Consider the following 16,313-nt stretch of genomic DNA (forward strand, 5'->3'; position numbering starts at 1 on the left):
AGGAGTCAGCCGTGGAGGCGTTCGTGGTGGAGAAGTACGGCCCGGGCGCTCTGCGTGCCGCCGAGGTGCCCGAGCCGACCGTCGGGGACCGCGACGTGCTCGTCGAGGTCGCCGCCGCGGGCATCAACCCCCTCGACACGATGATCCGCAACGGCGAGTTCAAGCTCCTGCTCCCCTACCGGCGCCCGTTCACCCTGGGCCACGACGTCGCCGGTGTCGTGGCCTCCGTCGGCGCCGAGGTGACCGGTTTCGTCGTCGGCGACGAGGTCTACGCCCGCCCGCGCGACTTGCGCATCGGCACGTTCGCCGAACGGATCGCGATCGACGAGCACGACGTCGCCCACAAGCCGACGTCGCTCACGATGGAACAGGCGGCGGCCGTGCCGCTGGTCGCGCTCGCCTCCTGGCAGGCCCTCGTCGAGCTCGCTGCGGTCCGTCCCGGGCATCGGGTGCTCGTCCACGGCGGCGCCGGCGGGCTCGGCGCCACCGCCGTCCAGCTCGCCCACCACCTCGGCGCGCACGTCGCCGCCACCGCGAGCGCCGCCGACACCGACAAGGTCCGCGCCCTGGGCGCCGACGAGGTCGTCGACTACCGCAGCACCGACTTCGCCGACGTGCTCAGCGGCCTCGACGTCGTCCTCGACTCGCGCGGCGGCACCACACTGGACAAGTCGCTGACCGTCCTCGCCCCCGGTGGGCTGGCCATCAGCGTCGTCGGCCCGCCCGACCCGGCCTTCGCCCGGCAGCTCGGTAAACCGATGCTCGTCCCGGTCATGGGCGCGCTGAGCGCCAAGGTCCGCCGGCGGGCCCGGAAGCTCGGTGTGCGCTACGCGTTCCTGTTCATGCACGCCGACGGCCCCCGCCTCGCCGAACTCGCCACCCTCTACGACGCCGGCGCGCTGCGTCCCACCCTCGACCGCACCTTCCCCTTCGACCAGACCCCCGCAGCGCTCTCCTACCTCGAGCAGGGACACGCGAGAGGCAAGATCGTCGTGACCCGGTCACCCGCCGAGGCGTGACCCGACCCGCCGAGGTCTCGTCGCTCACAGCGGCGAGGCATGACAGGCACAAGGACACCCGAAGAGACGGCCTTCTCGGCGAACCGACGCGAAGCTTCCGCGGCGTTCGACACGAGCCTCGCGGCGACCTAGCGTCATCGACGCGAGCCGGTCGGACCATCATCGAGAGGGTCGCACCACGACCCGCACCACATCCGACTCGCTCAGCCTCTCGACGGAGATCCATCGAGCGCTGAGCTGCGTCGGGACGACAGGATTCGAACCTGCGACCCCTTGACCCCCAGTCAAGTGCGCTACCAAGCTGCGCCACGTCCCGAACCGCCACGCCCGTGGGCACGACGTCGGCGACGATACCGCACGGCGCTCCCCCGGCCCGGCCCCGCCCCTGCGCCGGTGCGGCCCCCGAACGCCTCCTCCCCGCGTGATCGGCGTCCCCATGACGGCGGTCACACGTGGGCACAGCCGGACATGGTGTTACCGCTACCTTGGGTATCACTAACCACAGGTAACAGTGACCCGCGGTACGGCCTGGAGGAGATCATGACGACCGCAGAGAAGGACCTCTCGCACCGGGCGGACGTCGCGACACGGCTGCTCGACTCGTCCGACCAGCTCTCCTACGACCCCGTGCGCGAGGTGGACTGGGACAGCCCGGTCGATCCGCTGCACCACGGCGCGAGCCCGGAGTGGAGCACGCTCTACGGCACGCCCTACTGGGACGAGATGACCGAGGAGCAGCGCGCGGCCCTGACCCGCCAGGAGGCGGCGTCGGTCGCGAGCACCGGCATCTGGTTCGAGATGATCCTGCAGCAGATGGTGATCCGGGACTTCTACGCGAAGGACCCGACGGACCCCGCGTTCCAGTGGGCGCTCACCGAGGTCGCCGACGAGTGCCGGCACTCGATCATGTTCGCGCGCGGCGCGAAGAAGCTCGGGGCGCCGGCCTACCGCCCGCCGCGCCACGTCATCGAGGGCGGGCGCGTGTTCAAGACCCTCGCCCGGGGCGAGGCCGCCTACGCCGCGATCCTCGTGGCCGAGGAGGTCCTCGACGTCATGCAGCGCGACTGGATGCGCGACGAGCGCGTCGCCCCGTTCGCGCGCACGATCAACAACATCCACGTCGTGGAAGAGGCGCGGCACATGCGCTTCGCCCGCGAGGAGACCCGCGAGCGGCTGCAGGGTGCGGGCGCCGCCCGTCGCCAGTTCAACGCCCTCGTCGTCGCCTTCGCCGGCTTCTTCATCGTCACGAGCATGTGGAACGGCAAGGTCTACGAGAACGCGGGCCTCGACCCGAAGCGGGCGAAGCGTGAGGCGAAGCGCAACCAGAACCACCGTGCCCTGCTGCGCTCGAGCTGCGCGGGGCTGATGGAGTTCCTCGACTCCGCGGGCCTGCTCACCGCGCCGGCCAAGGCGATCTACCGCGCCGCGCACGTCCTCTAGAACACGAGGGACCCGGCATGCCCTACGCCATCACGCAGTTGTGCTGCACCGACGCCTCGTGCGTGACGGCGTGCCCGGTCAACTGCATCCACCCGACGCCCGACGAGCCCGACTTCGGCACCACCGACATGCTCTACGTCGACCCGCGGACGTGCATCGACTGCGGGGCGTGCGCCGAGGTCTGCCCGGTCGACGCGGTCCACCCCGTCGAGTCCCTCACCGGTGCGCTCGCGGACTACCCGGCGATCAACGCCGAGTACTTCGCCGGCACCGAGCCGGCCGGACCGCCCGAGGGCTCGCCGCTCTTCCACGACTGGGGCCCCGTGCGGTTCGACCGCGTGCTGCCGGCCGACTTCCCGGAGCTCGACGTCGCGGTGGTCGGCAGCGGGCCCGCCGGGATGTACACGGTGCAGGACCTGCTCCTGCACACCACGGCCCGCGTCACGCTCTACGACCGGCTCCCGGTCGCGGGGGGCCTCGTGCGGTTCGGGGTGGCGCCCGACCACCCGGACACCAAGCGCATCGGCGAGTCCTTCGCCCGCTACCACGACCACCACCGACTGCGCCTGCGCCTCGGCACGGACGTCGGCAGCGACGTCGGGGTCGACGAGCTGGCCCGCCGCCACGACGCCGTCGTCTACGCGGTCGGGGCGCCGACCTCGAAGACCCTCGGCGTCCCGGGCGAGGAGCTCGCCGGGAACCTGCCCTCGACGACGGTGGTCGGCTGGTACAACGGCCACCCCGAGATCGGCGCCGACGCCGTGCCGGTGGACGCGGCGGGCGCCGAGCGGGTCGCGGTGGTCGGCACCGGCAACGTCGCGCTCGACGTCGCCCGGGTGCTCACCGCCGACCCGGCGCGGCTCGCGGGCAGCACGATCGCCCCGGCCGCCCTCGAGCGGCTGCGGTCGAGCCGGGTCCGCGAGGTCGTGCTGCTCGGGCGGCGCGGCCCGGAGCACGCCGCCTACACCCGTGGCGAGCTGCTCGCGCTGCGCCACCGCGACGACCTCGAGGTCGTCGTCGACGACCACGACCCGCGGGTGGGCGAGGCGATCGACGCCGCGGCCCCCGGCGACCACGCGGCGCTGCTGCAGGGCCTGCGGCGCGTCCGCTCCGAGGACGCTCCGCCGACCGGGGGCGTCGGCAGGTCGTGCTGCGCTTCCACGCGCCGACGCAGGCGCTGCTCGGCGACGAGCGCGTCTCCGGGGTCCGGGTCGGCGGGCCGGACGGGCCGACCGAGCTGCGCGCGGGGCTCGTCGTGCGCGCGGTCGGCCACCGAGGACGACCGCTCGCGGGCCTGCCGTTCGACGAGGAGACCGGCACCGTCCCGCACCACGCGGGGCGGGTGGACGGCCGTCCGGGCACCTACGTGGTGGGCTGGATCAAGCGCGGACCCGGCGGCGGCATCGGCGTGAACCGCCGGGACGCCGCCGAGACGGTCGCGTCGCTGATCGAGGACGGGAAGAGCGGGCTGATCGGCACCCGTCCCCGCCGCGGCCTGCTGCGGCGGCGGGCGACCCGCCCGGTCTGAGCGCAGCGCTGCGCGCACGGGCCGTCGCACGACATAGTGGCCGGGTGGCTGCAACGACGCTGACGGCGGCGACCCTGGCCGATCTGCCCGCGGATGTCCCGGGTCCGACCTACGACCGCAGCGCGGTGTCGGTCGGCATCGTGCACTTCGGTGTGGGCGGGTTCCACCGTGCGCACCAGGCGATGTACGTCGACCAGCTCATGCGCCGGGGCCAGGCCCTGGACTGGGGCATCTGCGGGGTCGGCGTCCTCGAGTCCGACAAGCGGATGGCCGAGGTCACCGAGGCGCAGGACGACCTCTACACCCTCGTGCTCAAGCACGCCGACGGCCGGCGCGAGGCGCAGGTGATCGGCTCGATCGTCGACTACCTCTACGCCCCCGACGATCCCGACGCCGTGCTCGACCGCATGACCGACCCGGCGACGCGGATCGTCAGCCTCACCGTCACCGAGGGCGGCTACCACAAGAGCGCGAGCACCGGGGAGTTCGACGACCGCGACCCGGCGATCCAGGCCGACATCGCGGCCGACGCCGGCACGCCCCCGCGCACCACGTTCGGCTACATCGTCGAGGCGCTTCGCCGCCGCCGCGACGACGGCACGGGGCCCTTCACCGTGATGTCCTGCGACAACATCCAGGGCAACGGGCACGTGGCGCACGCGATGATCACCGCCTACGCGCGGCGGAAGGATCCCGAGCTCGCCGACTGGATCGAGGGGAACGTCCCGTTCCCCAACTCCATGGTCGACCGGATCACCCCGCGCACCACCGACGAGGACCGCGAGGAACTGGAGGCGAGCACCGGCATCGTCGACGCGTGGCCGGTGGTCTGCGAGCCCTTCTCGCAGTGGGTGCTCGAGGACCGGTTCGCGGCCGGCCGCCCGCCGTTCGAGGACGTCGGGGTCCAGGTCGTCGAGGACGTCGAGCCCTACGAGCTCATGAAGCTGCGCCTGCTCAACGCGAGCCACCAGGCCATCGCCTACCTCGGCTACCTCGCCGGGTACCGCTACGCCCACGAGGTGGCGGGCGACGAGCTCTTCGCCGGCTTCACCCGGGCCTACATGGACCGCGAGGCCACACCGACGCTCGCGCCGGTGCCCGGCGTCGACCTCGACGACTACAAGGCCACGCTCATCGAGCGCTTCGCGAACCCGGAGATCCGCGACACGCTCGCCCGGCTGGCCGCGGAGAGCTCCGACCGCATCCCGACCTGGCTGGTGCCGGTCATCCGGATCAACCTGGAGAACGACGGCGAGGTCGAGCGCTCGGCGCTGATCGTCGCCGCCTGGGCCCGCTACGCCGAGGGCGTCGACGAGCAGGGCGAGCCGATCGAGGTCGTCGACACCGGCCGCGCCGAGGACCGCATCGCCGCCGCGCGCCGCTACCCCGACGAGCCGCTGGCGTTCCTCGCCGACCGCGACCTCTTCGGCGACCTGGTCGACGACGAGCGGTTCACGAGCGCCTACCGGGCCCACCTCGACGCCCTGCACGAGCGGGGCGCCCGGGCCACCGTCACCGAGCTGGAGGGCCGGCTCCCCCGTTGAGCTGACCCTGGCTTCACACGTTCGGGCCTGTTGGGGCAGACTTTCGGACTCCCCCACTCCGTCCCCGGAGGACCGTGGTGCCCCGACCCGCGCGTCCCGCCCCGGTGCGGTCCTGGCCGTTCACCGGACGCGACGTGGAGCTCCGGGCGGTGGCGTCGCTCCTCGAGCGTGACGGCGTCGTCGTGGTCGCCGGTGCTGCCGGGGTCGGCAAGAGCCGGTTGGCCCGCGAGCTCGTCGCCCGCACGGCGACCGAGGAGACGGTGGCGGTCGCGACGGCGTCCGCGTCGTCCCGCGAGGTGCCCCTGGGGGCGTTCGCGCCCTGGCTGAACGCCGACGACGAGGCCGGCGCCGTCTCCGCCCTCGCCCGGGTGGGTGCGGCGCTGCGCGCCGAGGGTCCGCGCATGCTGCTGCTCGTCGACGACGCGCACATGCTCGATGACGTCTCCGCCACGCTGGTCCACCAGCTCGCCGTGGAGCACGCGGTCCGGTTGGTCCTCACCGTCCGGACCGGCGAGCCGTGCCCGGAGGCGATCACCGCCGTCTGGAAGGACGGTGTCGGTGAGCGCCTCGAGATGGAGCCGCTCGCCCCCGACGAGGCCGCGGACCTGCTGAGCGCCGCCCTCGGCGGCCCGCTCGACGCCCAGACGCAGCGACGGCTGCACGACACGACGCGCGGCAACGTGCTGTGGCTCCGGCACCTCGTCGACGGCGAGCGTGCCGCGCAGCGTCTCGTCGCCGTCGACGGTCATTGGGAATGGCACGGTCCCGTGGCCCTGTCCCCCGCACTCGAGCACCTCCTGCTCGAGCGCATCGGCACCCTCGACGAGGGCGAGCGCCGCGTGCTCGACCTCGTCGCCCTCGGGGAGCCCGTCGGGCTGGGCCTGCTCACCGAGCTCGCCACGGCGGGCGACGTCGAGCGTGTCGCGGAACGCGAGCTCATCCGGGTGGTCACGGCGGGCGCCCGATCGGAGGTGCACCTCGCCCACCCCCTCTACGGCGAGGTGACGCGGGCCCGGCTGAGCGTCCCGCGGGCGCGCCGGCTGCGCGGGGAGATCTCCCGCGCGCTGCGCACCACGGGGGCCCGGCGTGCCGGCGACGACCTCCGGCGCGCCGTCCTCGATCTCGACAGCGACACCCCGCCCGACGCGACCCTGTTGATGCTCGCCGCCGAGCAGGCGATGAACCTGACCGACTTCGCGCTCGCCGAGCGCCTCCTGCGCGCCGCGGCGGACGGGGGCGGGGGGTTCGACGCGCACCTCGGCCTCGGCTTCCTGCTCGCCTGGATGCTGCGCGCCGAGGAGGCCGAGACCGCCCTCGCCACGGCCACCGCGTCCGCGACCACCGAGCCCGAACGGGCCCGCGCGATGCTCGCCCGCGCCCACGTCCTGATGTTCATCCTCGACCGGGGCGACGACGCGCGCGCCCTGCTGGACCGCGAGGGCGTCGACGCGGCAGGCGCGCCGCTGCCCGAGTCCCTCGCGTTCCGCGCCGCGCTGCTGGTCGGCTCCGGGGACGTCGGCCCGGGCATCGCGACGGCGACCTCGGCGCTCGAACGGCCAGGCGCGTCCCCGCAGACGTCGACCTGGGCGTGCTGGGCCGCGGCCTACGGCGAGGCCTTCGCCGGCGGGCACGGCGGCCGGGTGCGCGAGCTCGTGGCCCGGGGCATGGACGCCGCTCGACGGGCGCCGGAGCTCGGGGCGATGCTGGGCAACCTCGGCTTCGCCGAGATCCTCGACGCCGGGTACTCGGGCGTCCTCGACGGGCCGTCGGCGCGCCTCGCCTGGGTGGACGACCTGCCCGGGCAGCACGGGGCGACCTGGTCGGCGCTCTACCACGGGCGGCTCGCGCTGGAGGCCGGTCGCGCGGCCACGGCCCGGCGCCTGCTCGAAAGTATCCTCCCGACCTTCCCCGGTCACGGGGGCGGCTGGACGGCCTGGTTCCACGCCATGATCGCCCAGGCGCGCGCCCAGCTCGGGGACGCCGACGGTGCCGCGGAGTCCCTCCGCCACGGCGAGCAGACCCGCCACCCCGAGCTCCGGGCCGACGAGGGCGACGCCGCCCTGGCCCACGTCTGGATCGCGGCGGCCCGCGGGTCGGCGCACGAGGCCGTGGCCGCGGCCCGGCGCCTGTCGGTCACCGCGGCGTCCCGAGGCCAGCGGGCGGTCGAGATGGTGGCCCGGCACGCCGCCGTGCGGGCCGGCGACCGCGACCAGGAGGCGCCGTTGCGGTTGCTCGCCGAGGGCCTCGGCACCCCGCGCGCCCGGGCGGCCGCGGTCCACGCCGCCGGTCTCGCCGCCCAGGACCCGCACGCCCTGCTCGCCGCGGCGGACGACCTCGAGGCGTGCGGGCTCCTCCTGGCCGCGGCCGACGCGGCGGCGCACGCCGCGGGGGCGGCCCGCGACCAGGGGCAGGTCGCGCTCGGCGGCGACGCCGCGGACCGGGCGGGGGCCCTGGCCGAGCGCTGCGAGGGCGCCAGCACCCCGGCGCTCGCGCTGGCGCGGGCTCCGCTCCCGGTCAGCAGCCGGGAGCGGGAAGTGGCCGTGCTGGCCGCCGAGGGTCTGTCCAACCGTCAGATCGCGGCGCGCCTCCACGTCTCGGTGCGCACGGTCGAGAGCCACATCTACCGCGCGTGCACCCGCCTCGGCCTCGCCGACCGCGCCGCCCTCGCCGCCGCCGTGGTGCCGTCGCGACGTTCGTGACGACCGGCGGCGACCTCAGCCGGCCCGGGCGGCCACCGGCCGCTGCGGGTCGCGGCCCGCGAGCGTGAGCACGCGGTCGAGCTCGCCGGCACCCCGCGGCTCGACGACCGGGCCGTAGAGCCCCGCACGCCCCTCCTGCGGGACGTGCTCGAAGCCGGCGACGAACTCCGCGACGATCGCGAGGTCCTCGTCGCGCACCGTGAAGTCGGCGCCGATCGACTGCGCAAGGTCCCAGCCGTGGAGGACGAGCTCCTCGGTGGCGACGACACCGAGCTGGGCGCGGGGCATCGTCAGCCCGCCGGCCGACCCCTCGCCCTCCCACGCCGACGGCTCGCGCCAGGCGGCGGCCAGCTCGGCGAGGCGGGCGTCGAGCACGTCGCGCCAGTCGGCCGGGAGCTCCGCGGGCGGCCCGCCCGCCTGCCCCGCCTCGTGCCGCGCGACGCCGAGGAAGTGGGCGCTGAAGGCGAGCATGTGGCCGAGCAGGTCACGCACCGTCCACGTCCCGCACGGGGTGGGCCGCTCGAGGTGGTCGTCGGGCACGAGGGCGACCAGACGGGCCATCTCCTGTGCGGCAGGGCCGAGATCGTGCACGTCGATCACTCCTCAGGACAGGTTGGTCCTGGAAATGTATCAGCGTCCGCGGCCGCCGCGCTTCCCCTTCTCGCGGACGCGCACGTTGATCTGCACCGGGGTGCCGGTCAGCGGGAACGTCTCGCGCAGCTTGCGCTCGAGGTAGCGCCGGTAGCCGGCCTCGAGGAAGCCCGAGGTGAACAGCACGAACGTCGGCGGCCGGTTCTGCGCCTGTGTCGCGTAGAGGATCTTCGGCTGCTTACCGCCGCGCACGGGCGGGGGCGTCGCGGCGACGATGTCGGAGAGCCACTGGTTGAGCTGGCCGGTGGGCACGCGGCGGTCCCAGTTCTCCAGCGCGGTGCGCATGGCGGGCGCGAGCTTGCGCACCGACCGCCCCGTCTTCGCGGAGATGTTGATCCGCTCGACCCAGGGGAAGCGCACGAGCGCCCGCTCGAGCTCGCGGACCATGGCGTCGCGGCGGTCGTCGTCGACGAGGTCCCACTTGTTCATGGCCAGCACGAGGGCCCGGCCGGCGTCGGCGACCTGGGAGGCCACGCGCAGGTCCTGCTCGCTGATCGGCTCCGAGGCGTCGAGCAGCAGCACCGTGACCTCGGCGGCCTCGATCGCGGCCTTCGTGCGCAGCGAGGCGTAGTACTCGGTGCCCGAGGCCTGCCCGACCTTGCGACGCAGGCCTGCGGTGTCGACGAGCTTCCACATCTCGCCGTCGATCTCGACGAGCGAGTCGACCGGGTCGGTCGTGGTGCCCGCGGTCGAGTCGACCACCGAGCGGGACTCGCCGGTGAGCTGGTTGAGCAGGCTCGACTTGCCGACGTTGGGCTTGCCGACCAGCGCCACGCGCCGCGGCCCGCCCTCGAGCAGGAGGCCGTCGTCGCGGGAGCTCTCGGGCATCGCCTCGAGCACGAGGTCGAGCAGGTCGCCCGACCCGCGGCCGTGCAGACCGGAGACGGGGTGCGGCTCGCCGAGCCCGAGGCGCCACAGCGCCGAGAGCTCGCCCTCGGCCCGCATGTCGTCGACCTTGGTGGCGGCCAGGATCACCGGGCGGTCCGAGCGGCGCAGGGTGCGCGCCACGGCCTCGTCGACCGCCGTCGCGCCGACCTGGCCGTCGACGACGAGCAGGATGACGTCGGCCGTGGCCATCGCCGTCTCCGCCTGCGCCGAGATGGCGGCCTGCATGCCCTTCGCGCCCGGCTCCCAGCCGCCGGTGTCGAGCAGGGTGAACCGCCGCCCGTTCCACAGGGCGTCGTAGGCCACCCGGTCGCGCGTCACGCCGGAGACGTCCTGGACGACGGCCTCGCGGCGTCCCAGGATGCGGTTGACCAGCGTCGATTTGCCCACGTTGGGGCGCCCGACCACGGCGAGCACCGGCTGGACCGGTGCTCCGTCGTCGTCGGGCAGGTCGCCCGTGCCTTCGCCGAGAAGCGAAGCGGGCAGGTCCTGCGTCACGTCATCCTCCTAGGTGGCCGACTCCTGCGTCGGCGAGGCCGGTGACCAGTCCGCGGTCCTCGGCCAGTTCCTGCAGGCGTGCGAGCACGCCGTCGATGTCCAGTGTCGAGGTGTCGACCTCGACCGCGTCCTCCGCGGGGCGCAGCGGGGACGCCGTGCGGGAGGAGTCGAGCCGGTCGCGGCGGGCGAGGTCGGCCTGCGTGTCCTGTGCACCCGCCCGTCCGGCGGCGGTGTTCTCCGCGTCGCGCCGACCCGCGCGGACCAGCTCGGAGGCGGTGAGGAAGACCTTCAGGCCCGCGTCGGGCGTCACGACGGTGCCGATGTCGCGGCCTTCGACGACGATCCCGCCGCCGTCCTCGACGACCTCGGCGACGATCCGCCGCTGCTCGTCCACCAGGTGCTCGCGGACGGCCGTGAGCGCGGAGACCGCGGACACCGCCGCGGTCACCTGGGTGCCCCGGATCTCGGCGTCCACGTCCTCGCCGTCGAGGCGCACGCGGGGCTCGGCGGGGTCGGTCGAGAGCTCCACCCGGGCCCCGAGCGCCACGGCGACCACGTCGTCGTTGCCCTCGGCGGCCGTCTTCGCGACGTCGAGCGGCACGTCGGAGCGCAGCACCGCGAGCGTCGCCGCCCGGTACATCGCGCCGGTGTCGAGGTAGCGCGCGTCCAGGCGCATCGCCAGCCCGCGTGCGGTGGTCGACTTGCCCGTGCCGGAGGGGCCGTCGACGGCCACCACCCCGCGCAGCATCCCGTGCATGCCGTCCCGCCTCCCGAACGTCGCCCGCACCCCGTTCGGAAGTCCATTGTGCCCTGCGGTGCAGGCCCCTGTCCGGTGCGGGTGGGGGCGATCTCCTCCAGACCGGCGACTACAGGCCCACCGCTCTGTAGAGCGCGCCCACCTCGTCGCGCCCCAGCTTGCGCAGGGTGCCCGGGCGCTGCTCGCCGAGGCGGACGTCGCCCACCGCGGTGCGCACGAGGCGCTGCACGGGCTTGTCGACGGCCTCGAGCATGCGGCGCACGATGTGCTTGCGGCCCTCGTGCAGCACGACCTCGACCATGACGCGGGCGCCGTCGCGGTCGATCACCTTGAAGCTGTCGACGGCCGCCGGGCCGTCGTCGAGCTCGACGCCGGCGCGCAGCTGGCGGCCCAGGTCCTTCGGGATCGGGGCGCGGACCTCGGCGAGGTAGGTCTTGGGCACCTCGTAGGACGGGTGCATCAGGCGGTTGGCCAGCTCGCCGTCGTTGGTCAGCAGCAGCAGGCCCTCGGTGGCCGCGTCGAGGCGCCCGACGTGGAACAGCCGCTGCCCCTCGGACTTCTCCAGGATGACGTCGCCGACACAGCGGCGACCCTGGTCGTCCCACATCGTCGAGAGCATCCCCTCGGGCTTGTTCAGCGCGAAGTGGACGGTCTCGTGGTCGGTGACGATGCGGTCGCCGTCGACGTGGATCACGGAGCGGTCGGGGTCGACGCGCAGCCCCATCTCCTTGACGACCTTGCCGTCGACCTCGACGCGGCCCTGCCGCATCAGGATCTCCGCCTGTCGCCGCGAGGCGACACCCGCCTCGGCCAGCACCTTCTGCAGGCGGATCCCCTCACCGCCCTCACCCGACTCGCCCACACCACTCCCCTGCTCGATCAGTCCTCCAGCGTACGCAGGCCTGCTCGTCACATCTGCGGCGCGGCCTGCGACTACCACTCGAGACCCGCCGACATCCCAGGCGCAGACCCGAGGAGGAGCCGTGCTCGGACGCAAGACCTTCACCCGTGACGAGATCGACCAGGCGCGCAAGGCCGTCGCCACCCAGCTGGCCGCGCTGCGCGTGCACGACGACCCGGAGCTCGGCAACGTCGTGCTCCTCGCGCTCGACCGGCGCTTCGTGCACCGCGTGCGGCCGGTCTCCGGCAAGGACACCAACCCGGTCACCGAGCTCGAGCTGGTGGCCGAGTCGCTCGTCGAGCACGAGGGCGTGTTCACGACGAACAAGGCCATCAAGTACGTCGTCGACCGCTCGGTGCTGGGGCTGCGCGACGGCGACCGCATCGCGCCCGACGCCGACGCCGTCGAGCGCCTGGCCGACGCGTTCCTCGCCGAGCTCGAGGTGCGGTTCCTCGACGCCGGCTGAGGGAGACCCCTAGCGCACGCCGTCCCAGACCGCCTGCTCCGGCCCGTCCGGGGCGTCGGTGGTCGTGTCCTCGGTGTCGAAGACGCGTGTCGTGCCGGGGTACTGCGGCCAGCCGGGGTCGCCGTCGCGGGCGAAGGCCACCCATGCCGTCCGCATCCGCGCCGCGAGGGCCCGGGTCTCGTCGGTGTCGGGCACCGCGAGCGCGCCGGAGTCGACCCGTCCGACGACGTCGAAGACGAACGGGAGCTCCATCGCGTGGCTCGCGCCGAGGCGCCCGTCGTGGCCCGGCGAGCGCCAGTCGAAGCGGTACCGCCAGGTCGAGCCGGTGTGCGCGTCGGCGAGCCGGCGGGTCGGGACGCCGAACATCCAGTCGGTCCCCACGGCGTCGGCCACCTCGGCGGGCGTGGTGCCCCGTCCCGCCGACCGGTAGGCCGCGACGACGTCGGCCGGGTCGGGGTGCAGGCGGGCGACCGCGGCGAGCAGACCGTCCTCGTCGGGCGCGGGGATCCCGAGCACGTCGAAGACCATGCGGTAGAGCGCCATCTCGTCGGCGTTGCTGCCCACGAGCAGGTCGACCTCCCCCGCGGCCCCGGCCGCGATCGCGTCGACGGGCTGGCGGTCCAGCAGCTCGCCGTCGAGCACCGGACCGAGCGGCGCGAGACCCATCAGGGGGTCGCGCAGGCCGTCGACGGCGAGGTCCGGCGGGTGCGCGGCGAGGCGCCCGACCGCCGCGACGAGGCCCTCGTCCGGGACGTCGACGAGGTCCGCGGGCGCGACGCCGAGGTCGGCGGCGAGCGCGGCGGTGGTGACCGCGGCCTGCTCGCGGGCGAGGACGTGCGATCCCCCGCCGCTCTGGACGATCGCGCGCCGCACGAGGCCCGGCGGCGCGGCCGCGAGGAGGGCGGCGAGGCTCAGGGCGCCCGCGGACTCGCCGAACACCGTGATCCGGTCGGCGTCGCCCCCGAAGGCCGCGGCGTTGGCGTGCACCCACGCCAGCGCGGCGATCTGGTCGTGGAGCCCGCGGTTCGCGAGCACGCCGGGGAGGTCGGCGAAGCCGGGGACCCCGAGCCGGTAGTTCACGGAGACGACGACCGCGCCCTCGCGCGCCAGGGCGGTCCCGTCGTAGATCGTCGCCCGCGAGGCGCCGCCGACGAAGGCCCCGCCGTGCAGGAAGACCAGGACCGGCAGCCGGTCGGCGGTGTCCGGGGTGCGCACGTCGACGGTGAGGTAGTCCGAGCCCGGGATCCAGCCCGGCCCGGTGACCGGGCTCAGCGCGGGCATCCCGGGGCGGTCGGTGGGCAGCTGCGGGGCCGTCGGACCCGGCGCGGTCGCGTCCCGCTCCCCCTCCCACACGGCGGGCTCGGGGCGGGCGAAGCGGCGGGGACCCACGGGCGTCGCGGCGTAGGGCACGCCGAGGAAGCTCGCCACCCCGTCGTCGATGCTGCCGCGGATCGCGCCGCCGGTGGTCTTGCGGAGTTCCTGCACGGACCCCACGTTCCCGCCACGGCGATAACTACTCGTCGATGTCGTCCACGTCCGGCAGGAGCGGGGCGATCGGCGGCAGGTCGTCGACCGAGTCCAGGCCCAGGCGCTCGAGGAACAGCTCGGTGGTGCGGTACAGCGTCCCGCCGCCCGCACCGTCGGTCCCGGCCTCGGTGATCAGACCGCGGGCGGCCAGCGTGCGCATGACCCCGTCGACGTTCACCCCGCGCACCGCCGCGACCCGGGAACGCGTCACCGGCTGCCGGTAGGCGACGACGGCCAGCGTCTCCAGCGCCGCGCGCGTCAGGCGGGTGCGCTGCCCGTCGAGGACGAAGCGCTCGACGTACGGGGCGAAGCGGTCGCGGCTGTAGAGACGCCAGCCCTCCCCGGTCGACCGCAGCTCCATGCCGCGGCTGCGCTCGGTGTACTCGGCGGCCAGCCCCTCGAGGGCGTCCTTGACCCGCGGGATCGGCTGGCCGAGGACGTCGGCGAGCTGGTCGGTCGGGGCCGGGGTGTCGACGACGAGCAGCACGGCCTCCAGCGCCGCGAGGAGCTCCTCGTCCGACGCCAGGGCCTCCTCGATCTCCTCGAGGGGATCCGTCACCCGTCCTCCTCGACCAGGCCCGCCGGGTCTGCCGACCTCCGCTCCGCTTCGTCGGTGGCGCTCCCCGCGTCACCGCCCGGCGCCCAGCGCACCCGCAGCTCGGCGAACGCCTCGGGCTGGTCGAGCGCGACGTCCCGGGAGCGGTACATCTCCAGCACGGCGAGGAAGCGTCCCACGACCTCGATGCCGTGCTCGCAGTCCTCGACGAGCTCGGCGAACGTCGCCGTCCCCCGCCGGCGCAGGCGCCCGGACAGGATCTCGACCTGCTCGGGCACCGAGACCGTCGATGCGTGCAGGTGGTCGAGCCCCACGGTCGGCGGCGGGACCGGGCGGAAGACCGCAGCGGCCAGCTCCGCGAACCCGTCGGCGTCGACACCCAGCTGGACCGGTGGGAGCAGCTCGGCGTAGCGGGGCTCGAGCGTCACCGCCCGGGGGTAGCGCATGCGCGCCGCACCCTCGAGCTCGCGGAACAGCGCCGCCACCTGCTGGTAGGCGCGGTACTGCAGCAGGCGCGCGAACAGCACGTCGCGGGCCTCGAGCAGCGCGAGGTCCTCCTCGTCCTCCACCTCGGCCTGCGGGAGCAGGCGCGCGGCCTTGAGGTCGAGCAGGGTCGCCGCGACGACGAGGAAGCCGGTGGTCTCCTCGAGGTCGGCGTCGTCGCCCAGGGCGGCGGTGTAGGCGATGAAGTCGTCGGTGACGCGGCTCAGGGCCACTTCGGTCACGTCGAGCTCGTGGCGTCCGATCAGCTGGAGCAGCAGGTCGAACGGGCCGGTGAAGTTGTGCAGGCTGACCTGGAAGCGGCTCCGCTCGGGAGCCTGGGTCGCCTGGGTCGCCTGGGGTGCTTCGGGGGCCAGCGTCACCGGGCGATGACCTCACGGGCGAGGGCGCGGTAGGCCTCGGCGCCGGCGGACTTGGTGGCCCACCGGGTGATCGGTTCCCCGGCCACCGTCGTCTCGGGGAAGCGCACCGTCCGGTTGATGACGGCGTCGAACACGAGCTCGCCGAAGGCCTCCACGACGCGCGTCATCACCTCGCGGGTGTGCAGCGTGCGGGGATCGTACATGGTGGCCAGGATGCCGGTGATCTCGAGCTTGGGGTTCAGCCGGTCCTGCACCTTCTCGATCGTGTCCATCAGCAGGGCCACGCCGCGGAGGCTGAAGAACTCGCACTCCAGCGGGATCAGCACGCCGTCGGCGCAGGCCAGGGCGTTGACGGTGAGCAGCCCGAGCGAGGGCTGGCAGTCGACGAGGACGTAGTCGTAGCGGTCGAGCACGGGGGCCAGGCAGCGCCCGAGGGTCTGCTCCCGGCCCACCTCGGTGACCAGCTGGACCTCCGCGGCGGAGAGGTCGATGTTCGAGGGCAGAAGGTCCATCCCGTCGACCGAGGTCGGCATGATGACCTCGTCGATGGTGGTCTTCCGCTCGACGATGAGGTTGTAGATGGTCTGGTCGAGCTGGTGCGGCTGGACGCCGAGGCCGACCGAGAGCGCGCCCTGCGGATCGAAGTCGACGAGCAGCACCCGTCGCCCGTACTCCGCGAGCGCCGCGCCGAGGTTGATCGTCGACGTCGTCTTGCCGACGCCGCCCTTCTGGTTGCACATCGCGAGGACCGTCGCCGGGCCGTGGCCGTCGAGCGGGCCAGGGACGGGCACCTCACGTCGCGGACGACCGGGCGGGACCTCGTCCACGGTCTCCTTCACGGGCCCGGCGGGCACGGTTTCTGGGGTTTCAGCGGGTCCTGGAGCGTCGGGATCGGGTGACCAGAGGACCGCCTGTGGGTTCCCCATCGCGGTGCCCCTCCCTCGCGTGCCCGGTCGAGTACTCGTGCGATCAGCCTAGG

General features: G+C 74.2%; 13 protein-coding genes, 1 tRNA gene and 1 pseudogene. 6 read left to right on the top strand and 9 right to left on the bottom strand.

Going from position 1 to position 16,313, the window contains the following annotated elements; translation table 11 throughout:
- Window positions 1–11 precede the first annotated feature (11 nt).
- On the top strand, window positions 12–1,019 hold the full coding sequence (locus ACQPYN_RS18545; protein ID WP_433025840.1) for an NADP-dependent oxidoreductase: 1,008 nt from the start codon (window positions 12–14) through the stop codon (window positions 1,017–1,019).
- A gap of 242 nt (window positions 1,020–1,261) precedes the next feature.
- Here the strand turns inward: ACQPYN_RS18545 and ACQPYN_RS18550 are convergent.
- Window positions 1,262–1,335, bottom strand: a tRNA-Pro gene (locus ACQPYN_RS18550).
- Window positions 1,336–1,559: 224 nt separating this feature from the next.
- Between ACQPYN_RS18550 and ACQPYN_RS18555 the strand changes: the two genes are divergently transcribed.
- From ACQPYN_RS18555 to ACQPYN_RS18570, 4 genes and pseudogenes are all read left to right on the top strand, one after another.
- Complete coding sequence (locus tag ACQPYN_RS18555; RefSeq protein WP_433025843.1) at window positions 1,560–2,459, top strand: AurF N-oxygenase family protein; 900 nt, start codon at window positions 1,560–1,562, stop codon at window positions 2,457–2,459.
- Window positions 2,460–2,476: 17 nt separating this feature from the next.
- Window positions 2,477–3,987: pseudogene (locus tag ACQPYN_RS18560) on the top strand (FAD-dependent oxidoreductase).
- Between the two features lie 44 nt (window positions 3,988–4,031).
- The gene (locus ACQPYN_RS18565) at window positions 4,032–5,531 is read left to right on the top strand and encodes a mannitol dehydrogenase family protein (RefSeq protein ID WP_433025846.1); all 1,500 of its coding nucleotides are present in this window, start codon (window positions 4,032–4,034) and stop codon (window positions 5,529–5,531) included.
- Between the two features lie 77 nt (window positions 5,532–5,608).
- Window positions 5,609–8,230 carry a LuxR C-terminal-related transcriptional regulator gene (locus ACQPYN_RS18570; protein WP_433025849.1) on the top strand — a complete coding sequence of 874 codons (2,622 nt, stop codon included), beginning with the start codon at window positions 5,609–5,611 and terminating at the stop codon, window positions 8,228–8,230.
- 15 nt (window positions 8,231–8,245) lie between these two features.
- On the opposite strand, the gene ACQPYN_RS18575 is transcribed toward ACQPYN_RS18570, so the two are convergent.
- From ACQPYN_RS18575 to ACQPYN_RS18590, 4 genes are all read right to left on the bottom strand, one after another.
- The gene (locus tag ACQPYN_RS18575) at window positions 8,246–8,821 is read right to left on the bottom strand and encodes a TIGR03086 family metal-binding protein (RefSeq protein WP_433025852.1); all 576 of its coding nucleotides are present in this window, start codon (window positions 8,819–8,821) and stop codon (window positions 8,246–8,248) included.
- Between the two features lie 39 nt (window positions 8,822–8,860).
- A complete protein-coding gene (der, locus tag ACQPYN_RS18580) occupies window positions 8,861–10,264 on the bottom strand; it encodes a ribosome biogenesis GTPase Der (RefSeq protein ID WP_433025855.1) in 1,404 nt (467 codons plus the stop codon).
- A gap of 1 nt (window position 10,265) precedes the next feature.
- The gene (cmk, locus tag ACQPYN_RS18585) at window positions 10,266–11,021 is read right to left on the bottom strand and encodes a (d)CMP kinase (RefSeq protein WP_433025858.1); all 756 of its coding nucleotides are present in this window, start codon (window positions 11,019–11,021) and stop codon (window positions 10,266–10,268) included.
- A gap of 109 nt (window positions 11,022–11,130) precedes the next feature.
- The gene (locus tag ACQPYN_RS18590; protein ID WP_274192393.1) at window positions 11,131–11,883 is read right to left on the bottom strand and encodes a pseudouridine synthase; all 753 of its coding nucleotides are present in this window, start codon (window positions 11,881–11,883) and stop codon (window positions 11,131–11,133) included.
- Between the two features lie 121 nt (window positions 11,884–12,004).
- Between ACQPYN_RS18590 and ACQPYN_RS18595 the strand changes: the two genes are divergently transcribed.
- Window positions 12,005–12,388 carry a hypothetical protein gene (locus ACQPYN_RS18595; protein WP_433025862.1) on the top strand — a complete coding sequence of 128 codons (384 nt, stop codon included), beginning with the start codon at window positions 12,005–12,007 and terminating at the stop codon, window positions 12,386–12,388.
- 9 nt (window positions 12,389–12,397) lie between these two features.
- Here the strand turns inward: ACQPYN_RS18595 and ACQPYN_RS18600 are convergent, their stop codons facing one another.
- Genes ACQPYN_RS18600 through ACQPYN_RS18615 form a run of 4 tightly spaced genes read right to left on the bottom strand, consistent with a single transcriptional unit; the run spans window position 12,398 to window position 16,260 of the window.
- The gene (locus ACQPYN_RS18600; RefSeq protein ID WP_433025865.1) at window positions 12,398–13,873 is read right to left on the bottom strand and encodes a carboxylesterase/lipase family protein; all 1,476 of its coding nucleotides are present in this window, start codon (window positions 13,871–13,873) and stop codon (window positions 12,398–12,400) included.
- Window positions 13,874–13,901: 28 nt separating this feature from the next.
- Window positions 13,902–14,474, bottom strand: a complete 573-nt coding sequence (gene scpB, locus ACQPYN_RS18605; protein WP_433025868.1) for an SMC-Scp complex subunit ScpB — start codon at window positions 14,472–14,474, stop codon at window positions 13,902–13,904.
- Window positions 14,471–15,334 (bottom strand): segregation and condensation protein A, encoded by an 864-nt coding sequence (locus ACQPYN_RS18610; RefSeq protein ID WP_433025871.1) that lies wholly within the window; start codon window positions 15,332–15,334, stop codon window positions 14,471–14,473. Before ACQPYN_RS18610 ends, scpB begins: the two co-directional genes overlap by 4 nt.
- Complete coding sequence (locus tag ACQPYN_RS18615; protein ID WP_433025874.1) at window positions 15,331–16,260, bottom strand: ParA family protein; 930 nt, start codon at window positions 16,258–16,260, stop codon at window positions 15,331–15,333. The genes ACQPYN_RS18610 and ACQPYN_RS18615 overlap by 4 nt, the downstream gene beginning before the upstream one ends.
- Window positions 16,261–16,313: the final 53 nt, after the last annotated feature.

The organism is Actinomycetospora sp. CA-053990, assembly GCF_050948445.1.
In the GTDB taxonomy this organism is placed as follows: Bacteria; Actinomycetota; Actinomycetes; order Mycobacteriales; family Pseudonocardiaceae; genus Actinomycetospora; species Actinomycetospora callitridis.